Raw genomic sequence first — 20,834 nt, forward strand, 5'->3', positions numbered from 1 at the left:
CTAACGCGCCTTGGGAGGAAAATCATGAATAGTCTGAAGCGCAGAACGCTGTTCTGCCTGCTCTCCGGTGCTGCCCTGTCGGCAGTGTCGCTCGGCCATGTCCATGCACAGGACCGTACATCGGTGAAGATCGGTTACGCCGTTTCCAAAAGCGGCGCCAATGCCACGGGCGCGGGCATCACCACCATTCCGAACTACAAATTATGGGTGAAGGAAGTCAACGATGCCGGCGGCCTCACCTTGCCGGACGGAAAGCGCCTGCCGGTGGAAGTGGTCGAATATGACGACCGCTCGTCTGCCGAAGACGCGGTACGGTTCACCGAGCGCCTGGCAAGCCAGGACAAGGTCGATTTCATCCTGCCGCCCTGGGGCACGGGGTTCAACCTCGCCGTCGCGCCACTTTACGACCGTTTCGGGTATCCGCAGCTGGCCGTGACCGGCGTGACAGACAAGGCGCCCGATTTTGCGGCGCGCTGGAAAAAGAGCTTCTGGATGCTGGGCGGCGGCCATGACTATGCCAATGCGCTTGCCGACGTTCTGAAAGCCGCGCGCGCTGCCGGCCAGATCAATGACAAGGTCGCGGTGATTTCCGTGGCCGACGGTTTCGGCATCGATCTCATCAAGGCGGCGCGGCCGGCGCTGAAGGAAGCGGGCTTTACGCTTGCCTATGACAAGACCTATCCGGTCGGCACCTCCGATTTCGCAGCGCTGGTCAATGAGGCGGCGGCGAGCGGGGCTGACAGCTTCATCGCCTTTTCTTATCCGCCTGACAGTTTCGCGGTGACGAAACAGGCGCAGACGGCGAAGTTCAACCCGAAGGTGCTCTATGTCGGCGTCGGCGGTGCCTTCCCGATCTTCCCGAAAGTGTCGGATGGCAAACATGAGGGCGTGATCAGCATCGGCGGCGTCGATGGCAGCAGCGCAAAGATCGAGGACTATTTCAAGCGCCACGAAGCCTTCATCGGCGTAAAGCCGGACAGCTGGGCAAGCGCCATCACCTATGCGAGCCTCGAAATGCTCGCCCAGTCCATCCAGCGCGTCGGCCTCGACAAGGCGGCGGTTGCGGGCGAGCTTTCGACGGGAAGTTTCGAAACCGTCATCGGTCCGGTCAAGCTTGAGGACAACCAGCTTCGCCAGCTCTGGTGGGCGGGGCAATGGCAGGGCGATCGTTTCGTGGCGATTGCCCCCGCAGACCGGCCGGGTGCGGCAAAGCCAGTCGTTCCGAAGCCGCAATGGTAAGTCCTTGCGAGCCGGGGTGGTAAACCCCGGCCCGCAGGCTTCGGTCACTTCCCATACTGGAGAGATCCCCTTGTTTTTATCCACCCTCATCTTCGGCTTGATGCTGGGAGGGACCTACGCGCTGATCGCGCTTGGACTTTCGCTGCAATATGGCATCGCCCGCATCATGAACCTCGCCTATGGCGAGGTCCTGATTGCCGCTGCCTTCATCACCTTTGTGCTGTTTTCCAGTTACGGCCTCTCGCCGCTCTGGTCGCTCTTCATTATCGTGCCGCTCGGCTACGGCCTGTCATTCCTGATCTACCGTGTCATGATGCGGCCGCTGGTGCGCCGTTCGGGCGGTTCCGGCCGTCTGGAAGTCGATTCCATTCTGGCGACCTTCGGCCTGCTCTTCGTCATTCAGGGCATCATGCTCGTGGTCTTCGGCGGCAATTATCACTCCTATTCCTATCTTGCCGATGGCGTCGATATCTTCGGCACGACCGTGGCATTGAACCGGCTCCTGTCCTTCTGCCTCTCGGTTGCAATCGGCGGTGGCCTTTATCTCGCTCTCACCCATAGCCGCTGGGGTCTCAACCTGCGCGCGGTGGCGCTTGCGCCCCGGTCTGCGCCGCTGGTCGGCATTGACGTCAATCGTGTGGCCTCAATCGGCTTTGCCCTTGGCGGTGCGCTTGCCGTCGCGGGTGGGGTGATGATCTCGATGTATCAGACCTTCTCCGCCTCTTACGGCGTGGTCTTCACCATGAAGGCGCTTGTCGTCGTCATCATGGGCGGTGTCGGCAATCTGCTCGGCGCGCTGGTGGCCGGCCTGCTGCTCGGTCTCGTGGAAACCTTCGTCCTTGTTTATGTCGATCCCGGCCTCACACTTGCCGCCACCTATCTGCTCTTCCTCGTGGTGCTGCTGTGGCGGCCGGAAGGCATCTTCGCAAGGAGGGGCAAATGATCCCCGTTCTTCTCGGCCTTGCAGCGGTTGCGCTGCTGGCGCTTTCCCCGTGGTTTTTCGATGCCTATGGTGTCGGCGTCATCATCGGCCTTCTCGGTTATGCGACGCTCGCCTCCGCCTGGGCGATGTTCTCGGGTCCGACGCGTTACATTTCGCTCGCCACCGTCGCCTTCTTCGGTGTCGGGGCCTATACGGTCGCGGTGCTGAGCGAGGTTTTGCCATGGCCGCTCGTGCTCCTGTGCGCGGCCCTCGTCGGCGCGGCGCTGGCGCTTGTCGTCGGGCTTTCCACGCTGCGCGTCGCCGGCATTTATTTCGTGATCTTTTCCTTTGGCCTTGCCGAACTTATCCGCCAGCTCATCACGTGGTATGAGGTGAATGTGACGGGCACGCTCGGGCGCTACATCTTTCTGCCGCTGGAGCCGCAACACGTGCTGTGGCAATTGCTGGCGCTGGTTCTCGTGACACTTCTTCTGGCGATCCTGATCGATCGCAGCAAGCTGGGGCTGGCGCTGAAGGCGATCGGTGATGACGAGGTCGTGGCTGCGCATGCGGGCATCAATCTTGCCCGCACCAAGCTGACGCTGTTCGTGCTCTCGTCCACCATCATCACGCTTGTCGGGGCCATCCAGGCGCCGCGCTGGGTTTATATCGAGCCGGCGATCGTGTTCAACCCGCAGGTATCGTTCCTGACCGTCATCATGGCTCTGCTTGGCGGGGCAACCCGGCGGTGGGGACCGATCCTCGGCGCAGTGCCGCTCTTCCTGCTGTTCGAATGGCTGGGCGCTAATTTCCCCAACCATTTTTCCATCATCCTTGGCGGCCTTTTCATTCTCATCGTCTTCGTCCTTCCGGATGGCGTGCTGGCGGCGCTGGAGAAGTTGCGCGGGAAGGAGAAAACCGCATGAGCACGGTTCTTGAAATCACCGATATCCGCAAGACTTTCGGCGGGCTGAAGGCGGTCGATGGTCTTGGCCTCACCATCAAGGCGGGCGAGGTCGTCGGGCTGCTCGGGCCGAACGGTTCCGGCAAGACCACGCTGATGAACCTGATCTCCGGTGCGCTGAAGCCGACCGAAGGTTCGATTAGGCTCAAGGGGCAGGAGATAGCGGGCAGGTGGCCGGATGTTATCGCGCGTGCCGGCGTGGCGCGCACTTTCCAGCTCGTGCGGCTGCTGCCCTCGCTTTCCCTGCTTGAAAATGTCGCTGTGTCGGCCATGTTCGGGCCGCAACGGCTGGCCCGGCTCGAGGCGGAGAGGGTTGCCCGCGCCTGCCTTGAAAGGATCGGGCTTGCCGGGCGGGAGACCATGCCGGCCGGCGATCTCACCTATATCGACCAGAAGCGGCTTGAACTGGCGCGGGCGCTTGCCGGCGAACCGAAGCTTCTGTTGCTGGACGAATGGCTGGCCGGCCTCAATCCCACCGAGCTTCAGGAGGGGATTGCGCTGATCCGCCGTCTGGCGTCGGAGGGAACGACGATCCTGCTCGTTGAACACATCATGGCTGCCGTGCGCGCGCTCTGCCCGCGTTCGGTGGTGATGGCTGCCGGCCGCAAAATCGCCGACGGGCCGACTTCGGAGGTTCTTGACGATCCACAGGTCATTTCCGCCTATCTGGGAGCGGCACATGCTTGAAATAGACGCACTGACAATCCGTTACGGCAAACATCTCGCGGTTGACGGCATATCTCTCAATGTCGCGCCGGGTGAGACGGTCGTGCTTCTCGGGGCCAATGGCGCGGGCAAGTCGTCGCTGCTGAAAGCAGTCGGTGGGCTTGTCGCATCTGCCTCGGGGGAGGTGCGTGTCAATGGCGCCTCCCTCGCCACAGTTCCCGCCCATCAGATCGTGGAACGCGGCGTGGCGCTGGTGCCCGAGGGGCGCGGAATTTTTGCGGCGCTGACGGTTGCGGAAAACCTGCGCCTCGGCGCGAACCCCCGCCATGCTCGCGCGGCGGAAAAGGCGACACGCGAGCATATTTTCGCACTGTTTCCGCGTCTCGCCGAACGGCGGCAGCAGATTGCCGGAACCATGTCCGGCGGAGAGCAGCAGATGGTCGCCATCGGCCGTGCTCTGATGTCGGCACCGGATTATCTGCTGCTGGACGAGCCGAGCCTTGGTCTTGCACCCATCGTCACGCAGGAGCTGTTTGCCGCTTTGGCGCAGATCAAAAGGAGCGGCCTCTCCATCCTGCTGGTGGAGCAGAATGTGCGCGAAAGCCTCGCACTTGCCGATCGCGGTTATTTGCTGGAAGCAGGAAGGATCGTGGGTGCGGGCACGGCTGAAGCCCTCTCCGCCGATCCCGCCGTGCAACGGGCGTTTCTCGGCGGCACCACCGCCGCCATTGTCTGAATTCAGGAGGAAGACCATGCAGACTGTCAATCTTTTCATCGGCGGCGACCATTGCCCGGCCGCAAACGGCAAACGTTTCGAGCGCAACAACCCGATCACCGGGGATGTGGCGACCAGCGCGGCGGCGGCAACGCTGGAGGATGCCACGCGTGCGGCGGATGCCGCAGCGGCCGCCTTTCCCGTCTGGTCGGCAACGTCCCCCGGTGAACGCCGCCGCCTGCTTCTTGCGGCGGCGCAGGCGCTTCTCGCCGCCGGTCCTGAGATCACGCAGGCGATGAAAGAGGAGATCGGCGCGACGGATGCCTGGGCCGGTTTTAATGTGAAGCTGGCAAGCGACATGCTGGTTGAGGCGGCGAGCCTGACCACACAGATCAAGGGCGAGATCATTCCTTCCAATCGCCCCGGCACGATGGCGATGGCGCTTCGCCAGCCAGCCGGCGTCGTTTTGTCCATGGCGCCGTGGAATGCGCCGGTCATTCTCGGCGTACGCTCCATCGCCACGCCGCTTGCCTGCGGCAACACCGTGGTGATGAAGACATCGGAGCTTTGCCCGCGCACCCATGCGCTGATCATCGAGGCGGTCGCCTCCGCCGGTCTGCCCAAAGGAGTGCTCAATGCGGTTTCCAATGCGCCGGAAGATGCGGCGAAGATCGTCGATGCGCTGATTGCCCATCCCGCCGTCAGACGGGTGAATTTCACTGGTTCCACCCGCGTCGGCCGCGTGATTGCCGAAACGGCGGGCCGTTACCTGAAGCCCGCATTGCTGGAGCTTGGCGGCAAGGCCCCCTTCATCGTGCTTGATGATGCCGATATCGATGCGGCGGTGGCTGCCGCGGCCTTCGGCGCTTACATGAACCAGGGCCAGATCTGCATGTCGACGGAACGCATCATCGTGCTCGACAGCGTCGCCGACATCTTCGTGGAGGCATTCGCCAAAAAAGCGGCGAGCCTGAAGGCGGGCGATCCACGCGATGGCAAAACACCGCTTGGCTCGCTGGTCAGCGCCGAGGCGACCTCCCGCATCCGGGCGCTGGTGGATGATGCCGTTTCCAAGGGCGCGCGCCTGGTGGCCGGCGGCGGCGGAACCGGCACGATGCTCGATGCGCTTGCCGTCGATGGCGTCACACCGGCCATGCGGCTTTATTCGGAGGAGAGTTTCGGTCCGGTCGTTTCCATCATCCGGGCCGCAAGCATCGATGAGGCTGTGAGCATCGCCAACGAAACCGAGTTCGGTCTCTCCGCTGCCATTTTCGGCAGGGATCAGGCGCGGGCGCTTGCCATTGCCGGACGGATTGAAAGCGGCATTTGCCACATTAACGGCCCCACCGTTCACGATGAGGCGCAGATGCCCTTTGGCGGGGTGAAGGCCTCGGGTTACGGCCGTTTCGGGGGAACGGCGGGCATTGCGGAATTCACCGAATTGCGCTGGGTCACGCTTCAGGACGGTCCGCTGCATTATCCGATCTGAACAGGAAGCGAAACACGCCGGCGGGCGGCGTCATCGCCGCTCGTCAATCAGCCAGCCGGTGAGTTTCCGGACAGCGCTATCATTACTTTTCGGCCTCATCAGCCAGTAACCACGTCCCGGCGCATCAAGGCTCGGGCCTGCTGTCACCAGCACGCCCGCCTCGACCAGCGGATCGACCAGCCCGGCCCAGCCGAGCGCGAAACCCTGTTCGCCGATCGTTGCCTGAACCACCATGGTGTAATTGTTGAAGCTGATGTCGCCGCCATCGTTTTCCGGGCTTCTCGGCACGCCGAAATGCTTGAAATAGGAAGGCCAGTCGAACCAGTGCGTCTGCGAGGTATTTTCAAGGTGGATGAGTTTCAGCCGTGAAAAATCCGCCACGCTTGCCGGTGCCGGTGTCTCCGCCAGAAGCGCCGGCGAACAGACGGGCGTAACCTTCTCGGAAAGCAGCAGCACCGCACCGTCGCCCGCATCCTGCCGCGTGCCGAAAATGATCATCACGTCGCTGTCATGTTTGCCCTGTCCGAGCGGATCCTGCGTGGCGACGATCTGGATGTTGATATCGGGGTTGAGCGCGCGAAAACCATGCATGCGCGGGATCAACCAGAGGGACGAGAAGGCGTAGTCGGTATGCAGCCGTATCGTCTGCCGTTCTTCCGTCCGGCGAAGCTGCTGCGCGAGAAGATCGATGGCATCGACATTGCGCGAGACGATGTCGAACAGTTTTCGCCCCTCGGCCGTCAGTTCGATGCCGCGATGTTTACGCCGGACAAGCGCGACGCCCAATTCGTCTTCCAGCCGTCGGATCTGATAGCTGACCGCAGGCTGGGTCAGCCGCAATGATGCTGCCGCTGCCGTCAGGCTGCCACGCCGGGCGATCTCGGTAAAAATCCGCATCCATCCAAGGTCGAGCGGCCTGTCTGTCATAAAAAATCCTTATATAAGACATCGAAAAATACCCGCTTCACAGGCGAAAACAATGTGGTGTTCAATAAACTGGACTAATAAAAGGGGAGCCGCAATGAAAACCGTTTCTCATCTGCACCGCATCGCCGCCGGCCTGTTCCTGTCCGTGGCGGCCTTCTCCACCCCGCTTCATGCGGCCGATGATGCCGCCTGCAAGACCATCCGCCTCAGCGATCCCGGCTGGACCGACATCACCGCCACCAACGGCGTCGCTTCGGTGCTGCTGGATGCGCTGGGTTATGAGGCCGACGTGAAGACGCTGTCGGTGCCGATCGGTTATCAGGCCATGAAAAACGGCGAGATCGACGTCTTTCTCGGCAACTGGATGCCCGCCCAGAAATCCTTCGTTGATGATCTGAACGCCGCCAAGGCCGCCGAGGTGATGACGAAGAACCTTGAGGGCGCGAAATTCACGCTGGCGGTGCCCGCCTATGTGGCGGAAAAGGGTGTGAAGGATTTTTCCGATCTTGCCAAACACGCCGACGAATTTGAAAGCAAGATTTACGGCATCGAGCCGGGCGCACCCGCCAATCAGAATATTCAGAAGATCATCGACGCCGATGATTTCGGCCTGAAGGGCTGGCAGCTCGTCGAATCCGGCGAACAGGCCATGCTGGCGCAGGTGGAACGGGCGGGCAGGGACAAGAAAGCGGTGGTCTTTCTCGCCTGGGCGCCGCATCCGATGAACGAGAAGATCGATATCGCCTATCTCTCGGGTGGCGACGCCTATTTCGGTCCGAATTTCGGCGGCGCGGAAGTCTATACGCTCGCCCGCACCGGCTGGCCGCAGCAATGCCCGAATGCGGCGACGCTGTTCAAGAACCTCAAATTCGATATTGGTATGGAAAACGCCCTGATGGGTTCCATTCTCGGCGGCGAGGATTCGAAGGCGGCGGCGACGGCGTGGCTGAAGGCCAATCCGACATCGCTGGATGGCTGGCTGCAGGGCGTGAACACGCTGGATGGCAAGCCGGGTGCGGATGCCGTCAAAGGCAAGCTTGGCCTTTGAGACTGTAGGGTAAAATGCCGCGTCCCAATATTTTGATTCTAATGGCCGACCAGTTCAACGGGACGTTCTTTCCCGATGGTCCTGCCGATTTTCTCCATGCGCCACATCTGAAAGCGTTGGCGGAGCGGTCCGTCCGTTTTGCCAATAGCTACACGGCGAGCCCGCTCTGCGCACCGGCCCGGGCTTCCTTCATGTCCGGGCAATTGCCAAGCCGGACGCGGGTTTACGACAATGCCGCCGAATTCGCCTCCGATATTCCGACCTATGCACATCATCTGCGGGCGGCGGGATATTACACCGGCCTTTCGGGAAAGATGCATTTCGTCGGGCCGGACCAGCTGCACGGCTTCGAGGAACGCCTGACGACGGATATCTATCCGGCGGATTTCGGCTGGACGCCTGACTATACCAAGCCGGGCGAGCGGATCGACTGGTGGTATCACAATCTCGGTTCGGTGACCGGCGCGGGCGTTGCCGAAATCACCAACCAGATGGAATATGACGACGAAGTCACCTATCACGCCACCCGCAAACTATACGACCTGTCGCGCCGCCTCGATGACCGGCCCTGGTGCCTGACCGTCAGCTTCACCCACCCCCATGACCCCTATGTTGCGCGGCGGAAATTCTGGGATCTTTATGAGGATTGCGCGGCGCTCGACCCGCAGTCGGAAGCGATTGCCTTCGAGGAGCAGGACCCGCATTCGAAGCGGTTGCTGGAAGCCTGCGACCATCGAGCCTTCGATATCTCGCCGGAAGAGATACGCCGGGCGCGGCGCGGTTATTTCGCCAACATCTCCTATATCGATGAAAAGGTCGGCGAAATTCTCGACGTGCTGAAGGCGACGCGCATGGAGGAGGACACGATCATCCTTTTCCTGTCCGACCATGGTGATATGCTGGGCGAGCGCGGCCTATGGTTCAAGATGTGCTTTTTCGAGGGCTCGGCCCGTGTCCCCCTGATGATCGCAGCACCCGGCTGGCAACCGGCGCTCATCGACGCGCCGGTCTCGACGCTGGATGTAACGCCGACACTCTGCGGGTTGGCCGGGCTCGATATTACCTCTCTCAAACGCTGGACGGATGGCGAAGACCTCTCGGCCTTGGCTGCGGGAACAGGTGGGCGCGGCCCGGTGCCGATGGAATATGCGGCCGAGGGTTCGATCGCGCCGCTCGTCGCCATCAGGGACGGCCGCTACAAGCTCTCGGTCTGCGAGGCTGATCCGCCGCTGCTCTATGATCTTGAGGCTGATCCTCAGGAGCGCACGAACCTTGCCGACAATCCTGAGTTTGCCGACGTGCTGTCATCGCTTTCCGCCGAGATCGGCCGGCGCTGGCAACTGCCCGTTTTCGACGCATCGGTGCGGGAAAGCCAGGCGCGGCGCTGGGTGGTCTACAAGGCGCTGCGCAACGGCGCCTATTATCCGTGGGACTACCAGCCGTTGCAGAAGGCGTCGGAGCGCTACATGCGCAACCACATGGATCTGAATGTTCTGGAAGAGAACCAGCGTTACCCGCGCGGCGAGTAACGCTGGCAGGGATTATGCGGCGGCGTTGGCTCGCGGCGCGCCGCCCGTGGCCTGCACGGCAAGGCTGCCCGCCGCCACACCGGCCTCCAGGCATTGCTTCTCGCCCTCGCGCCGAAGCCAGGCATCGATGAAACCGGCATTGAACGCGTCACCCGCGCCGGTCGTATCGATGACCGGGACGCTCTTCGCCGCCGCATGGTGCAGTCCTGCCTGCGCGGAAACCCACGCGCCCTGCGCGCCGCCTTTCAGGGCGACCACAGGAAATGCATCGGAAAGCGCCCTGATAGCCGCCTCGGGGTCGGAATGGCCCGTGATCGCTTCGGCTTCTTCGAGGTTGGGCAAAAACACGTCGACGCCTTCGCACGCTTTGAGCAGGCCCTTGTCGTAAATAAGCGAGGCATCCCAGCTCGGATCGAGCGAGACGGACAGTCCGCTATGCTTCGCACGCGAAACGAGATCGGGGATTTCGTGAAGCGTGGCGAATTCGGCGATGTGCAGATGGCAGGCCCTTTTCCAGCCAAAGGCGGCATCGAGGGTCGATGGGCGAGCGGCACCGGCACGCCGGGTCAGGAACGCCCTGTCCTGGCCAACCACCGTTGCGACGGTGACCTGAGGCCCCGCATCCGCCGAATGCTCCAGGAATTGCAGGTCCACACCGCTCTGCTGCATCTTCTCTCCGATGGCCCGCGAGAATGTGTCGGTGCCGAGCCTTGCCAGCAGCGTGGCCGTGCGACCGATATGGGCGAAATGGGCCGCCGCAATGAAAGCCCCGCCGCCGGCGGCGATTTCCATGTCGCTGGCAAACAGTTCCCGCCCAAGCACCGGCAATTCGTCAAGCCCGGTGAAAATGAGGTCGCAATAGATGCGGCCAACACTGATGACCGCTGATTTATCCGTGACTGTCGTCATCATGCGCGGCCCAGAAGCTTTTCCGTCTTGGCATCGAAAAGATAGAGCGCGCCTGCCTGCGCCTGGCATTGCAACCGGCTGCCCACAGTTGGAATGGACTTGCCTCTCGCCGTGGCGATCACGGACGTCGTGGCCGTATCGAGGTGAACCAGCGTTTCGGGGCCGAGCGGCTCCACGGCGGTGACCGTCCCTTCGAGGAAGAAGGCCCCTTGATTGGTCTCGCCTTCTCCAACAAGCAGATCATGCGGGCGAATGCCGATCAGCAGATCGCCCGTGGCCGACTGCGCAACGCTGTTATCTGTTCTCGTGCCGCGCAGCAGGTTCATCGAGGGGCTGCCGATGAACCGCGCGGTGAAGACATCCACCGGCGTCTCGTAAAGCTCCGAGGGCGTGCCGACCTGCAGGATATGGCCGTCCTTCATGACGACGATCCGGTCCGCCATGGTCATGGCTTCCACCTGATCGTGGGTGACGTATACGGTTGTCGTCTTAAGACGTTGATGCAAGCGCTTGATTTCAATGCGCATCTGCGATCTCAATTGTGCATCGAGATTGGAGAGAGGCTCATCGAAAAGGAAAGCTGAGGGATCGCGCACCATGGCGCGGCCGATGGCGACGCGCTGTCTTTGGCCGCCCGAGAGGGCCGCGGGGCGACGGTCGAGCAATGCCTCAAGTCCGAGCACCCGACCGGCCTCTTCGATACGCCGGTTCTTTTCCGCCTTGTCGAGCTTTGAGGTATAGAGCCCGAAGCCGATGTTCTGGCGAACCGTCATATGCGGGTAGATCGCATAGTTCTGGAAGACCATGGCGATGTTGCGCTGTTTCGGTTCTTTCTCGTTGACGACGTTCCCGGCGATTCTCAGCGTCCCGCCGGAAATCTCCTCCAGACCCGCGATCATTCTCAGCGTCGTGGATTTGCCGCAGCCGGAGGGACCGACGAAAACGACGAATTCGCCGTCTTCAATGGCAAGGTCGATGCCTTTGACCGCCTCCACCTTGCCGTAGCGCTTTACGAGTTTATTGAGTTCGATTGTCGCCATTATCGCGCTCCCGTCAGGGCGGTAAATTTCTCTGCAAGCTCTGCGGCTTTCGCCGCTTCGTGGTCAGCGGATCGTTGTGCCTCGGCCTCAAGCACACCGAGTTTGTCTCGATAGGCCGCAATCGCCTCCCGCATCGGTTCTGGGGCAGGGCCGCCGAAGCGGCTGCGCACGGCGACGAAGTGCTCGGGCGAGACGATCTGCCTGAACTTTTCCTCGTCAACGCCGGTCTCGCGTCCGGTCAGTTCCTGGAACGCCTTGCGGAACGGCTGGTAACCGTCGTTTGGCAGGTCACCCTTCAGCGCGACAACGCTCTTGGCGACGGTCGCGGCAATTTCATGGGCCTGCCGGAATGACAGATCTTCGATGCGCACGAGGGAATCCGCCAGTTCCGTGATGGTGATGCAGGACCGGCGAATATTCTGGTCGACCCTTTCCGGATCGATACTGATCTTGCCAACAAGGCTGGCAAGGAGATCGAGCACCCGGCCGGCAGAGGCGAAGGCTTCGTAACCCATGCCCTGGGTTTCGCCCTCGCTGTCGTTCATGTCGGTGAAGGGCGTGTTATGCATCACGTCGAGCATGGTTCTCGCCCGCCCGAATGTCTGGCTGGCAAGGTGGCGCAGATGTTCGATAGGGACCGGATTTCGTTTCTGCGGCATGATCGACGAGATCTGCACCAGCGAATTCGGCACGTAGATCTGCCCGACTTCGAAGCTCGTCCAGAACTGGAAGTCCTGAATGAGCCTGCCGAGATGCAGGAACATCAGTTCGATCGCGCCATAGGTCGCCGTCGTATAGTCGACGGCGGCGATGCAGGAATAGGAATTGCGCAAGGGTGCTGCAAAGCCGAGAAGTTCTGCAACACGCGCCCGATCAATCGGAAAGCCCGAGGTGGTAATGGCGGCAGCACCCATCGGCGACAGATCGACGATGCGCCGTGCCTCGGTGAAACGGTCGATATCCCGGATCAGCACTTCGATGGCGGCAGAAAGATAGTGGCCGAAGGTGGTGGGCTGGGCCGGTTGCCCGTGCGTATAGGCGACGATGAGCGTCTTTTCATTGCGCTCGGCAGCGTCGATCAGGGCCGCCAGCAGAAGCCGCGCCTTGGCGGTGAGCGTGTCGATCTTCTCTTTCAGACCGATCTTGAAAAGCGTGTGGTCGATGTCGTTGCGCGAGCGGGCCGTGTGCAGGCGGCCGGCGATATCGACACCGATGCGGGCTTTCAGTTCCTTTTCAATGAGGAAGAAGAAATCCTCGACCTCGCCGGTATAGACCAGTTCCGACGGGTTGATGGTCCTGTCGATGTCATCAAGCGCTCCGGCGATTTTCGCTGCCGTGTCCGCATCGAGAATGCCGGTTTCGCGCAGCATGACCAGATGGGCGCGATCGATGCGGCGGAAACCGTCGACATGGTGGTTCTTGGCGCCGTCGAAAAGCGGACGCAGCACGGTTTCCTTGTAGACAGGATCGGGAAACTTGCTGGTGTCGGACAGGCGCGGGTTCATATCGGCCATGGTGTTATCCTTTCAGGCCTGCCAGCATCACACCGCGAACGATGTAGCGTTGCAGGACGATGAAGACGATAAGGGTTGGGATGGTCGCAATGGCAGCGCCCGTCATGATCATTTCCCACTGGATCTGCTGTTCCACGGCAAAGCTCGAGAGGCCGACCGGCAGGGTGTAGAGTTCCTTGCTGGTGGTGACGATGAGCGGCCAGAAGAATGCGGTCCAGTTGCCGAGGAAGGTGAAGATTGCCAGTGCGGAGAGCGCGGGCGTCACCAGCGGCAGGGCGACCTTCCACCAGATCTGGAATTCGTTCAGCCCGTCGACGCGTGCTGCCTCGATGAAGTCGTTCGGAACCGTCTCGAAGAACTGTTTCATCAGGAAGGTGCCGAAGGCCGTCATCATTCCAGGGAACATGATGCCCCAGTAGCTGTCGAGCCAGCCAAGCTGGCTGGACATCAGATACCACGGGATGACAAGCATTTCCGTCGGGATCATCAGCGTCGAAAGGATCGCGAGGAAGATGAAGTAGCGACCGCGGAACTCGAATTTTGCGAGCGTATAACCGACCAGGCTGTCAAAGAAGCAGTTGGAAAGGGTGACGATGACCGCAACGAAGATGGAGTTGAAGAACCAGCGTAGGAAACGACCGTCGGCCATCACCGTTATGTAGTTTGCAAGCGTCGGTGCTGCGGGAATGAGCCGGAGGTCATAGACCTGGTCCGCCGTCTTGAACGAGGTCGAAAACATGAAGAGCAGCGGCGAGACCATGATCAGGCCGCCGATGAACAACAGCGTCCAGGCAAGGATGCGGCCGGGGCGGATGCGGGCGTGGGAGAGTGGCAGCGCTTCGCTCATTTCTTTTCCCTCAGGACCCAGAGCTGGACCAGCGATACGACAAGAAGAATGGTGAACAGGACGACCGTCTGCGCGGCGGCATAACCCATCGCATAGGAATTGAACGCAGTCTGGTAGATCATCAGCACCAGCGGTTTGGTTGAGCCGAGCGGGCCGCCCGGATCGTTCGTGGTCATGTTGTAGACCTGATCGAAAATCCGCAGGAAGCCGATCGAGGAGAAGACCACGAGGAAGACGGTGGTTGGTTTCAGGAGAGGCAGCGTAATCTTTCGAAGGATCGCCCACTCGCCAAGACCGTCGATGCGCGCGGCCTCATAAAATGTCGACGGAATGGAGCGCAGACCCGCCATGAAGATGATGATCTGGAAACCGAGGCCCGCCCAGATGGCTGTCACCATGACCGAATAAAGCGCCTGATCGGTGGAGCGGATGAACGGCTGCTGCGGAATTCCGATCATCCCGAACACGTCGTTGATGATGCCGATCGGCGGCGGCTGATAGAACCAGCGCCAGACCCAGGCCATCGCCGCTGCCGTCGTCAGATACGGCAGGAAATAGAGCGCGCGGATGAAGCCGTGGAGGATACGCACCCGATCAAGATAAAAGGCGATGACAAAAGCCAGAACGAGGCTGATGGGCGTGCCGATGATGAGATAGGTGAAGGTGTTCCTGAAGACCTTCCAGAATTGCGGGTCCTTGAACAGCTTGACGTAATTGGCGACGCCGATGAATTTTGCCGGCCGCAGCAGGTCCCAGTTGGTGAAGGACAGCCAGAAGGCCTGCAGTGTCGGGTAAAAACGGATGATGCTGTAGAACAGGATCGGGATAGCCAGAAAGCTCCAGATCCACACAAGCCGTTTCGTGCGCATGGAAAAGCGATCCCCGAAGGAGCCGCCGGGGCGGCCGGATGCCGCCCCCTGTTGATCGATCGCTGTCATGTCTGGACCTGGGTTTTAGGGTTTGGCCGCGTCGATGATTTCCTGCTCGGCCCCGGCGGCCTGCTTGATGGAGTCTTCGACGGATTGGCCCTCGAGCAAAATCCGGTTCGTCATGTCGATGGCGTTCTGCCGCTGGGCGGCCTCGTCCATGAACAGGGTGGTGTGGGCGTATTCGAGACCCTTCAGGAACGGTGCGTAGACCGGGTCCTTCAGGTTCTCTTCGGTCAGAGCTGCCGCACGCCGCGCCGGCAATTCGCCCACGGTCTTCAGCCAGATCGCCATGGCTTCCGGTGAGGAGATGTAGGCGAGGAATTTCTTCGACGCTTCAAGCTCTTCGCCGCTCGTCTTGGCGCTGATGCCGTTGGCAAAATAGCTGGCATAGTTGGAGCGGATATTCTTGTCATTGGTGGGAAGCTCGGTCACGCCCCACTCGAAGTCCTTGATGGTTCTGAACGATCCAAGCCTGAACGTGCCGTCTATGGTCATGCCCGCCTTGCCGGCGCGGAAGGCGGCCTGGCCTTCATCCATGAAGCCCACCTGACCGATCTTCTTTTCAAGTTGCAGGCTGGTGTAGAACTTCAGGGCCTGAACGCCCGCTTCGCTGTCGTAGGCGACTTTCTGGTCGTTGTCGGTGTAGGGCTCGCCGCCATATTGGCGAATGAGAACCTCGCGCCACCATTGGTGGTCCTGGCCGCCCATATCGAGTGTGGAGCCCGCAACGGTGAGGTTTCCGGCGGCGTCGTGCTTGGCGATCTTTTCTGCGGCAGCGACAAATTCGTCCAGCGTCTTCGGCGGGTTGGCGGGATCGAGGCCCGCTTCGGTGAAGAGCTTCTTGTTGTAGAAAAGTGCAAGCGAACGAACCGCCGTCGGCAGGCCGTAATAATCGTCGCCACGTTTCATGGCGCTGACGATCGGGAAGAAATCGCTTTCGATCTTGTCATGCGGGAAAGCGTCGGTCGGCAGCGGCTGCAAGATGCCGCCGGCTGCGAACTTGTCCAGCCAGCCGTAAAACAGCTGCATGACGTCAGGGCCCTTGCCGGACATGTTGGCGGCAATGACGCGCGTCTGGTAGTCGGCGTAAGGGAAGGTTACCTGTTTGACGGTAATGTCAGGATTGGCCTTCTGAAACTCCGCAATAAGCTCGTCCATCGCTTTGACGCGTGTGTCGAAGACATATTGCCAATATTCGATTTCAACCGCCTGAGCGGCGTTGAACGCAAATGTGCTGAAGCCGGCGACCAAGCCGGCGAACAAAGTTGCCCTGCGCATGTAAGCCTCCATTTTCCCCGCCCGGTCTTCCGGATGCGGAGTGATCGTTCCCTTTATCCGCGCTTTCGCGCGCTCTCATCGATTTGCCGGCAGCGGGATTTTCCGTGTTCCACCCCCATGCAAGCCTGACCCCCGGTCGCTCTCTACGGTTCTCTGAAGGCGGGCATTTGTCAATAAGATAATTTACTTGAATTATTATATTGCGCTTATCGTCATTTCAACGCTATGAATTTTCTAACGGACGGGAAGTTGAAGAGATGACGGTGCACACGGTGGATGCCTATCCCGTAGCAATCGGAAAAAATCCTGAGCGCAGCCGCGAGCACAACCGGCGAGTCGTCCTCGACATCGTCCGGCGGCACGGATCGCTCGGGCGTGCCCAGATCGCCAAGATCACGCATCTGACACCTCAGGCGGTTGCCAATATCGTCGATGAGCTGGTGGGGGAGGAGCTTCTGAAGGAGCTTGGCCGCCGCCGCACCGGCAGGGGCCAGCCGCCGATCCAGTTTGCCGTCAACCCGGACGGCGGCGCGACGATCGGGGTGGAGATCGCCGCCGACCACATGGTCACCGTCGGCCTCGATCTCGCCGGTGTGCTGCACACCCATCGTGTCACGCCGCTCAAGGACACGACGCCGGAAGCCATATTCAAAACCTTTGCGGCAGAGCATGCCGCGGTTGCCAAAAATGTCGGTTGCAGGCTGCTCGGCACCGGCGTCGTCATGCCCGGACCTTTCGAGATCGACGGCATGACCTCGGTCGGCCCGACGACGCTCTCCGGCTGGGTGGGTATCGACGCCCGCCAGATGCTGAGCGAGGCCTGCGGCCAACCGGTCGTGGTTGAAAACGATGCGACGGCCGCCGCCGTCGGCGAGCGCCTGTTCGGTGCGGGCCTGGCGATCCCGAATTTCTGCATGATCTATTTTGGTGTCGGCATCGGTCTCGGCATCATTCAGGATGGTTCGCCCTATCGTGGCGCGTTCGGCAATGCCGGCGAAATCGGCCATGTGACCGTCTCGCCGAAGGGAAGGCCTTGCCCTTCCTGCGGGCAAATGGGCTGCCTGGAGGCCTATGCTTCCGTTTATGTGCTCAAGGAAAAGCTCGTCTGCGCCGGTGTGGCGGATACGGAGCTTGATGATCTTGAGGCCCTGTTCAAGGCCAGTAATCCGGTGGTGATGGAGTGGATCGACGAGGCCGCCGTCCATCTGGCGCCGATGGTTGCGATGCTCGAGAACATTCTCGATCCGCAGACGGTCATTCTCGGTGGCGCGCTGCCGGAAATCATCATCAGCGAGATCATTGCGCGGATGGGGCATCTGCCGACTTCGGTCGCAAGCCGGCGGCAAAGGGAGTTGCCGCGCGTCATCCACGGCAAATCAGGACAGTTGACGGCGGCGCTTGGTGCCGCCGCCCTGCCGCTGTTCGACATCGTCACACCAAAACTTGAGACGTCCTTGGGCGCCGCAGCGCAGGTGCCCGGCTGAATATTGGAGGAGACCACCCATGCTTAACCCCCGGGAGCGCATCGAACGGCAGATGGCCGATCCATGGCTTGTGCGCCTGCATCGCAAACTGAGCGCACTGAAATCCGCTGTCACCGTCATGCACACCGGCGCGCATCCGGATGACGAGCAGAACGGACTTCTCGCCTATTTCCGGATGGAACTTGGCATGCGGACCATCATCGCCTGCTCGACGCGCGGTGAAGGCGGGCAGAATGCGCTGGGGCCTGAGCGGCTGGGCGCGCTTGGCGTCATCCGGTCGCGGGAGCTGGAGGAGGCTGCCCGCGTCATCGATGCGGATGTAAGCTGGCTTGGCCATGGCCCGGCGGATATCATTCACGACTTCGGTTTCTCCAAGGATGGTGACCAGACCTTCGGTCGATGGGGGCAGCAGCGCATCGTCGAGCGGCTGGTGCGCGCCTATCGCAAGGAACGGCCCGATATCGTCATCCCGACATTTCTCGATGTGCCGGGACAACACGGGCACCACCGCGCCATGACGCGCGCGGCGAAAACCGCGATCACGCTGGCGGCCGATCCTGCGGCCTATCCCGAACATTTCTCCGAGGGGCTGAAACCCTGGAAGGTGGCCAAATATTATCTTCCCGCATGGTCGGGCGGTGGCGACACCTATGATGACGAAGTGCCTCCGCCGGAGACAACGCTGACGATCAATGTGCCTGGAACCGAGAAGGCAACCGGCGCGCAATATGACCGTATCGGCGAATGGTCGCGTTATTACCATGCATCGCAGGGAATGGGGCACTGGCCGAAGCGGGCGCAGGAAGTCTGGCCGCTGCATCTTGAGCTCTCCAGCATCGCGGGCGGCGGGGAAAGTTCGATCCTCGACGGGCTGCCGTCGTCGCTGACCGATCTCTCGGATTTTCCCGGGCTAGACGCCGAATTGGCAAAGGCGCTGGTTGAGGCCGAACGGGAAATCACCGACGCAATCGCAGCCTTTCCCGACACGCAGCGGATCACGGCGTCACTTCTTTCGGCGGCAACTCTTTTGCAGAAGGTCGATGACGCCGCAACCCAGGATTTCAAGGCGTTGCACGGGCACCGGATCGCGCGCAAACGGGCGCAGGTCGATGCCGCTATCCTGACGGCGCTTGATCTTTTCGAGCGGGCTTATGCCCAGCCGGCAGAGATCGTTCCGGGCGGAACATCCGCGCTCTACGTGGAACTTGCTGACAAGGCGGGTGAGTTTCAGGTCGAAGTTTCCCCGGTTCTTCCGGCTGGCGTTTCCTCATCCGTTCAGTCGCTAGGGCAGACGCGGGTCTTTTCACTTGTCGCCGATCAGGACGCCACTGTTTCCGGTCTCTATCAGCCCGATTGGAAAGCGTCAGGCGGCAATGGCCATGCCTCGGTGCGCCTTTCCGCAAGGGTCGAAGGCCGGGACGTTTCGGCCAACTTCGATCTGGAGGAGCCGTTTTTCGTAACGCCCGCGCAGTCGCTGACGATCGCGCCCGATGCGCTTCTGGTTCCGCTTGGACAGGGGCAGGACGCCCATGTTTTTCAGGCGCATATAAGGGGTGCCGATGCGCCGCTGTCGTTCAGGAGTGCGGGCGGCTGGAACTTGCGCAAGAGCGGCAGCGACTGGGTGGCCGAACGCACCGGCGACGCTACGACGGGCCTTGCCCAGATCGAAGCGACTGTCGGTTCGCAGCCGGCTTTCCAGATCACGCCGATCGCCTATCCGCATATCGGACGGACGCGGTTTCTCGCACCTTCCGCTCTGAAAATCCTCTCGCTGGACCTCAAACTGCCCGAGGGTGCGCGCATCGGTTATGTCGGTGGCGGTGCCGACCGGGTCGGGTCATGGCTTTCTCGCATGGGTCTTGATGTCACCGAACTGGATGCGCAGGCGCTTGGCGGTGATCTCTCGTCGTTTACGACGATTGTTGTCGGCATCTTCGCCTTCGGCATCAGAAAGGATCTGGCTGCGGCAACGGAGCGGCTCCACCGATTCGTCGAAGAGGGCGGCCATCTTGTCACGCTCTATCACCGGCCGACCGATGGATGGAACCCGGAGACGACGCCGGTGAGGCGGCTTGAAATCGGCAAGCCGTCCCTGCGCTGGCGTGTGACCGATCCGAATGCCGAGGTGACGGTGCTGCTGCCCGATCATCCATTGCTTGTCGGGCCCAACACGATCAGTGCTGCTGACTGGACGGGCTGGGACAAGGAGCGCGGGCTCTATTTCGCCTCGCGCTGGGATGATGTCTATGAGCCCCTGCTTGCCATGCACGATGTCGATGAACAGCCCCTGAAGGGTGCGCTGGTCTCGGCGGCGATTGGCAAGGGCCGGCACACGCATACGAGCCTCGTCCTTCACCACCAGATGGACAAGCTGGTGCCGGGGGCGTTCCGCCTCATGGCAAACCTTGTGCAACCCGCGTGAATGGCCAGAGCCAGAGTGAAAAACAGGAAAACCCGCGCGAAACCGATGCTCGCGCGGGCATCGGCTGGCTATTGCTGGATATGGCCCTCGTTTCAGGCGGAATGACAGCCCTCGTCAAGGCGCAGGGCGTTACCTATCCGGCCTTTCAACTCGTCTTCATCAGGGCGATGATCGGCCTGATCTTCATCCTGCCGCTCATCTGGCGGCACCGGATGGAAATGGTGAACGTCAAATATCCCTGGCGCAATCTTTTCCGAATCTGCTGCAACGCCATTGCACTCACCAGCAACTTCGTCGCCATCACACTGTTGCCGCTCGCCACCGTCAATGCCGTGGGCTTCTCTCGCCCGCTGGTGACGATGGCGATGGCGGTCGCCGTTCTCGGCGAAAGGGTGAGCCGATATCGCTGGGCTGGGGCATGCCTTGCATTTGTCGGCGTTCTCGTCGTCATCGGGCCGGGCGGCGCTGAATTCAACGCAGGCGTGCTCGTCGTCCTCGTCTCGGTGGTGTTCGGTGCGCTTGCGGTGATCCAGACCCGGGCGCTGCGGCAGGAAAACACCACGGTGATGATGGTCTTCTATACGGTTGGCCTTGCCGTCATTACCGCCGTTCCGGCGATCTGGACATGGAAGCCGATCGCGCCGCTCGACTGGGGCCCGCTGCTCGCCATCGGCCTGCTTGCGCAAATGGGGCAATATTGTTTCCTGCGGGCCTATCGCATTGCCGATGCAAGCGTGCTCGCACCCGTCGGCTATCTGTCGATCCTGTTTGTGACGGCTGTGGGATATTTCCTGTTTGACGAGGTGCCCGAGGCCCGCGTCGTCTTCGGCATCGCCATCATTCTCGTCTCTCTACAGGCAACGGCCTTTGCGGAATATCTCCTGAAGACGTTGCGCCGCCGACGGTGACAGG

18 protein-coding genes are annotated in these 20,834 nt (G+C 61.3%); 11 read left to right on the top strand and 7 right to left on the bottom strand.

Annotated features, from left to right (window positions below; translation table 11 throughout):
• Window positions 1-24: 24 nt before the first annotated feature.
• The 6 genes from JZY08_RS25240 to JZY08_RS25265 all read left to right on the top strand — a co-directional run bounded on the left by JZY08_RS25240 (window position 25) and on the right by JZY08_RS25265 (window position 5,995).
• A complete protein-coding gene (locus JZY08_RS25240) occupies window positions 25-1,239 on the top strand; it encodes an amino acid ABC transporter substrate-binding protein (RefSeq protein ID WP_216332189.1) in 1,215 nt (404 codons plus the stop codon).
• A gap of 70 nt (window positions 1,240-1,309) precedes the next feature.
• The gene (locus tag JZY08_RS25245; protein WP_137039752.1) at window positions 1,310-2,182 is read left to right on the top strand and encodes a branched-chain amino acid ABC transporter permease; all 873 of its coding nucleotides are present in this window, start codon (window positions 1,310-1,312) and stop codon (window positions 2,180-2,182) included.
• The gene (locus JZY08_RS25250) at window positions 2,179-3,087 is read left to right on the top strand and encodes a branched-chain amino acid ABC transporter permease (protein WP_216332190.1); all 909 of its coding nucleotides are present in this window, start codon (window positions 2,179-2,181) and stop codon (window positions 3,085-3,087) included. The genes JZY08_RS25245 and JZY08_RS25250 overlap by 4 nt, the downstream gene beginning before the upstream one ends.
• On the top strand, window positions 3,084-3,812 hold the full coding sequence (locus tag JZY08_RS25255) for an ABC transporter ATP-binding protein (protein WP_216332191.1): 729 nt from the start codon (window positions 3,084-3,086) through the stop codon (window positions 3,810-3,812). Before JZY08_RS25250 ends, JZY08_RS25255 begins: the two co-directional genes overlap by 4 nt.
• Window positions 3,805-4,527, top strand: a complete 723-nt coding sequence (locus JZY08_RS25260; protein ID WP_216332192.1) for an ABC transporter ATP-binding protein — start codon at window positions 3,805-3,807, stop codon at window positions 4,525-4,527. The genes JZY08_RS25255 and JZY08_RS25260 overlap by 8 nt, the downstream gene beginning before the upstream one ends.
• Window positions 4,528-4,543: 16 nt before the next feature.
• Window positions 4,544-5,995 carry an aldehyde dehydrogenase gene (locus JZY08_RS25265; RefSeq protein WP_216332193.1) on the top strand — a complete coding sequence of 484 codons (1,452 nt, stop codon included), beginning with the start codon at window positions 4,544-4,546 and terminating at the stop codon, window positions 5,993-5,995.
• A gap of 30 nt (window positions 5,996-6,025) precedes the next feature.
• Here JZY08_RS25265 and JZY08_RS25270 read toward each other — a convergent pair whose 3' ends face one another.
• Window positions 6,026-6,922 (bottom strand): LysR family transcriptional regulator, encoded by an 897-nt coding sequence (locus JZY08_RS25270; RefSeq protein WP_216332195.1) that lies wholly within the window; start codon window positions 6,920-6,922, stop codon window positions 6,026-6,028.
• 94 nt (window positions 6,923-7,016) lie between these two features.
• Here JZY08_RS25270 and JZY08_RS25275 point away from each other — a divergent pair, with 94 nt between their 5' ends.
• On the top strand, window positions 7,017-7,970 hold the full coding sequence (locus JZY08_RS25275; RefSeq protein WP_216332197.1) for a choline ABC transporter substrate-binding protein: 954 nt from the start codon (window positions 7,017-7,019) through the stop codon (window positions 7,968-7,970).
• A gap of 14 nt (window positions 7,971-7,984) precedes the next feature.
• Window positions 7,985-9,499, top strand: a complete 1,515-nt coding sequence (betC, locus tag JZY08_RS25280; RefSeq protein WP_216332199.1) for a choline-sulfatase — start codon at window positions 7,985-7,987, stop codon at window positions 9,497-9,499.
• Window positions 9,500-9,511: 12 nt separating this feature from the next.
• On the opposite strand, the gene JZY08_RS25285 is transcribed toward betC, so the two are convergent.
• The 6 genes from JZY08_RS25285 to JZY08_RS25310 are packed head-to-tail and all read right to left on the bottom strand — an operon-like array spanning window position 9,512 to window position 16,028.
• Complete coding sequence (locus JZY08_RS25285) at window positions 9,512-10,411, bottom strand: carbohydrate kinase family protein (RefSeq protein ID WP_082184763.1); 900 nt, start codon at window positions 10,409-10,411, stop codon at window positions 9,512-9,514.
• Window positions 10,408-11,448, bottom strand: a complete 1,041-nt coding sequence (locus JZY08_RS25290; protein ID WP_216332200.1) for an ABC transporter ATP-binding protein — start codon at window positions 11,446-11,448, stop codon at window positions 10,408-10,410. Before JZY08_RS25290 ends, JZY08_RS25285 begins: the two co-directional genes overlap by 4 nt.
• On the bottom strand, window positions 11,448-12,962 hold the full coding sequence (gene argH, locus JZY08_RS25295; RefSeq protein WP_216332201.1) for an argininosuccinate lyase: 1,515 nt from the start codon (window positions 12,960-12,962) through the stop codon (window positions 11,448-11,450). The genes JZY08_RS25290 and argH overlap by 1 nt, the downstream gene beginning before the upstream one ends.
• A gap of 4 nt (window positions 12,963-12,966) precedes the next feature.
• Window positions 12,967-13,809, bottom strand: a complete 843-nt coding sequence (locus JZY08_RS25300; RefSeq protein WP_003499456.1) for a carbohydrate ABC transporter permease — start codon at window positions 13,807-13,809, stop codon at window positions 12,967-12,969.
• Window positions 13,806-14,747, bottom strand: a complete 942-nt coding sequence (locus JZY08_RS25305) for a carbohydrate ABC transporter permease (protein ID WP_003499458.1) — start codon at window positions 14,745-14,747, stop codon at window positions 13,806-13,808. The genes JZY08_RS25300 and JZY08_RS25305 overlap by 4 nt, the downstream gene beginning before the upstream one ends.
• Before the next feature lie 15 nt (window positions 14,748-14,762).
• On the bottom strand, window positions 14,763-16,028 hold the full coding sequence (locus JZY08_RS25310; protein WP_003499460.1) for an extracellular solute-binding protein: 1,266 nt from the start codon (window positions 16,026-16,028) through the stop codon (window positions 14,763-14,765).
• Between the two features lie 245 nt (window positions 16,029-16,273).
• On the opposite strand from JZY08_RS25310, the gene JZY08_RS25315 reads away from it, so the two are divergent.
• Genes JZY08_RS25315 through JZY08_RS25325 form a run of 3 tightly spaced genes read left to right on the top strand, consistent with a single transcriptional unit; the run spans window position 16,274 to window position 20,830 of the window.
• Complete coding sequence (locus tag JZY08_RS25315) at window positions 16,274-17,500, top strand: ROK family transcriptional regulator (RefSeq protein ID WP_216332202.1); 1,227 nt, start codon at window positions 16,274-16,276, stop codon at window positions 17,498-17,500.
• Window positions 17,501-17,519: 19 nt separating this feature from the next.
• Window positions 17,520-19,922, top strand: coding sequence for a PIG-L family deacetylase (locus JZY08_RS25320; protein WP_216332203.1), 2,403 nt, complete (start codon window positions 17,520-17,522; stop codon window positions 19,920-19,922).
• On the top strand, window positions 19,919-20,830 hold the full coding sequence (locus JZY08_RS25325) for a DMT family transporter (protein ID WP_082184758.1): 912 nt from the start codon (window positions 19,919-19,921) through the stop codon (window positions 20,828-20,830). The genes JZY08_RS25320 and JZY08_RS25325 overlap by 4 nt, the downstream gene beginning before the upstream one ends.
• Window positions 20,831-20,834: the final 4 nt, after the last annotated feature.

The sequence above is a fragment of the Rhizobium sp. X9 genome (genome assembly GCF_018873185.1).
Lineage (GTDB): Bacteria > Pseudomonadota > Alphaproteobacteria > Rhizobiales > Rhizobiaceae > Agrobacterium > Agrobacterium oryzihabitans.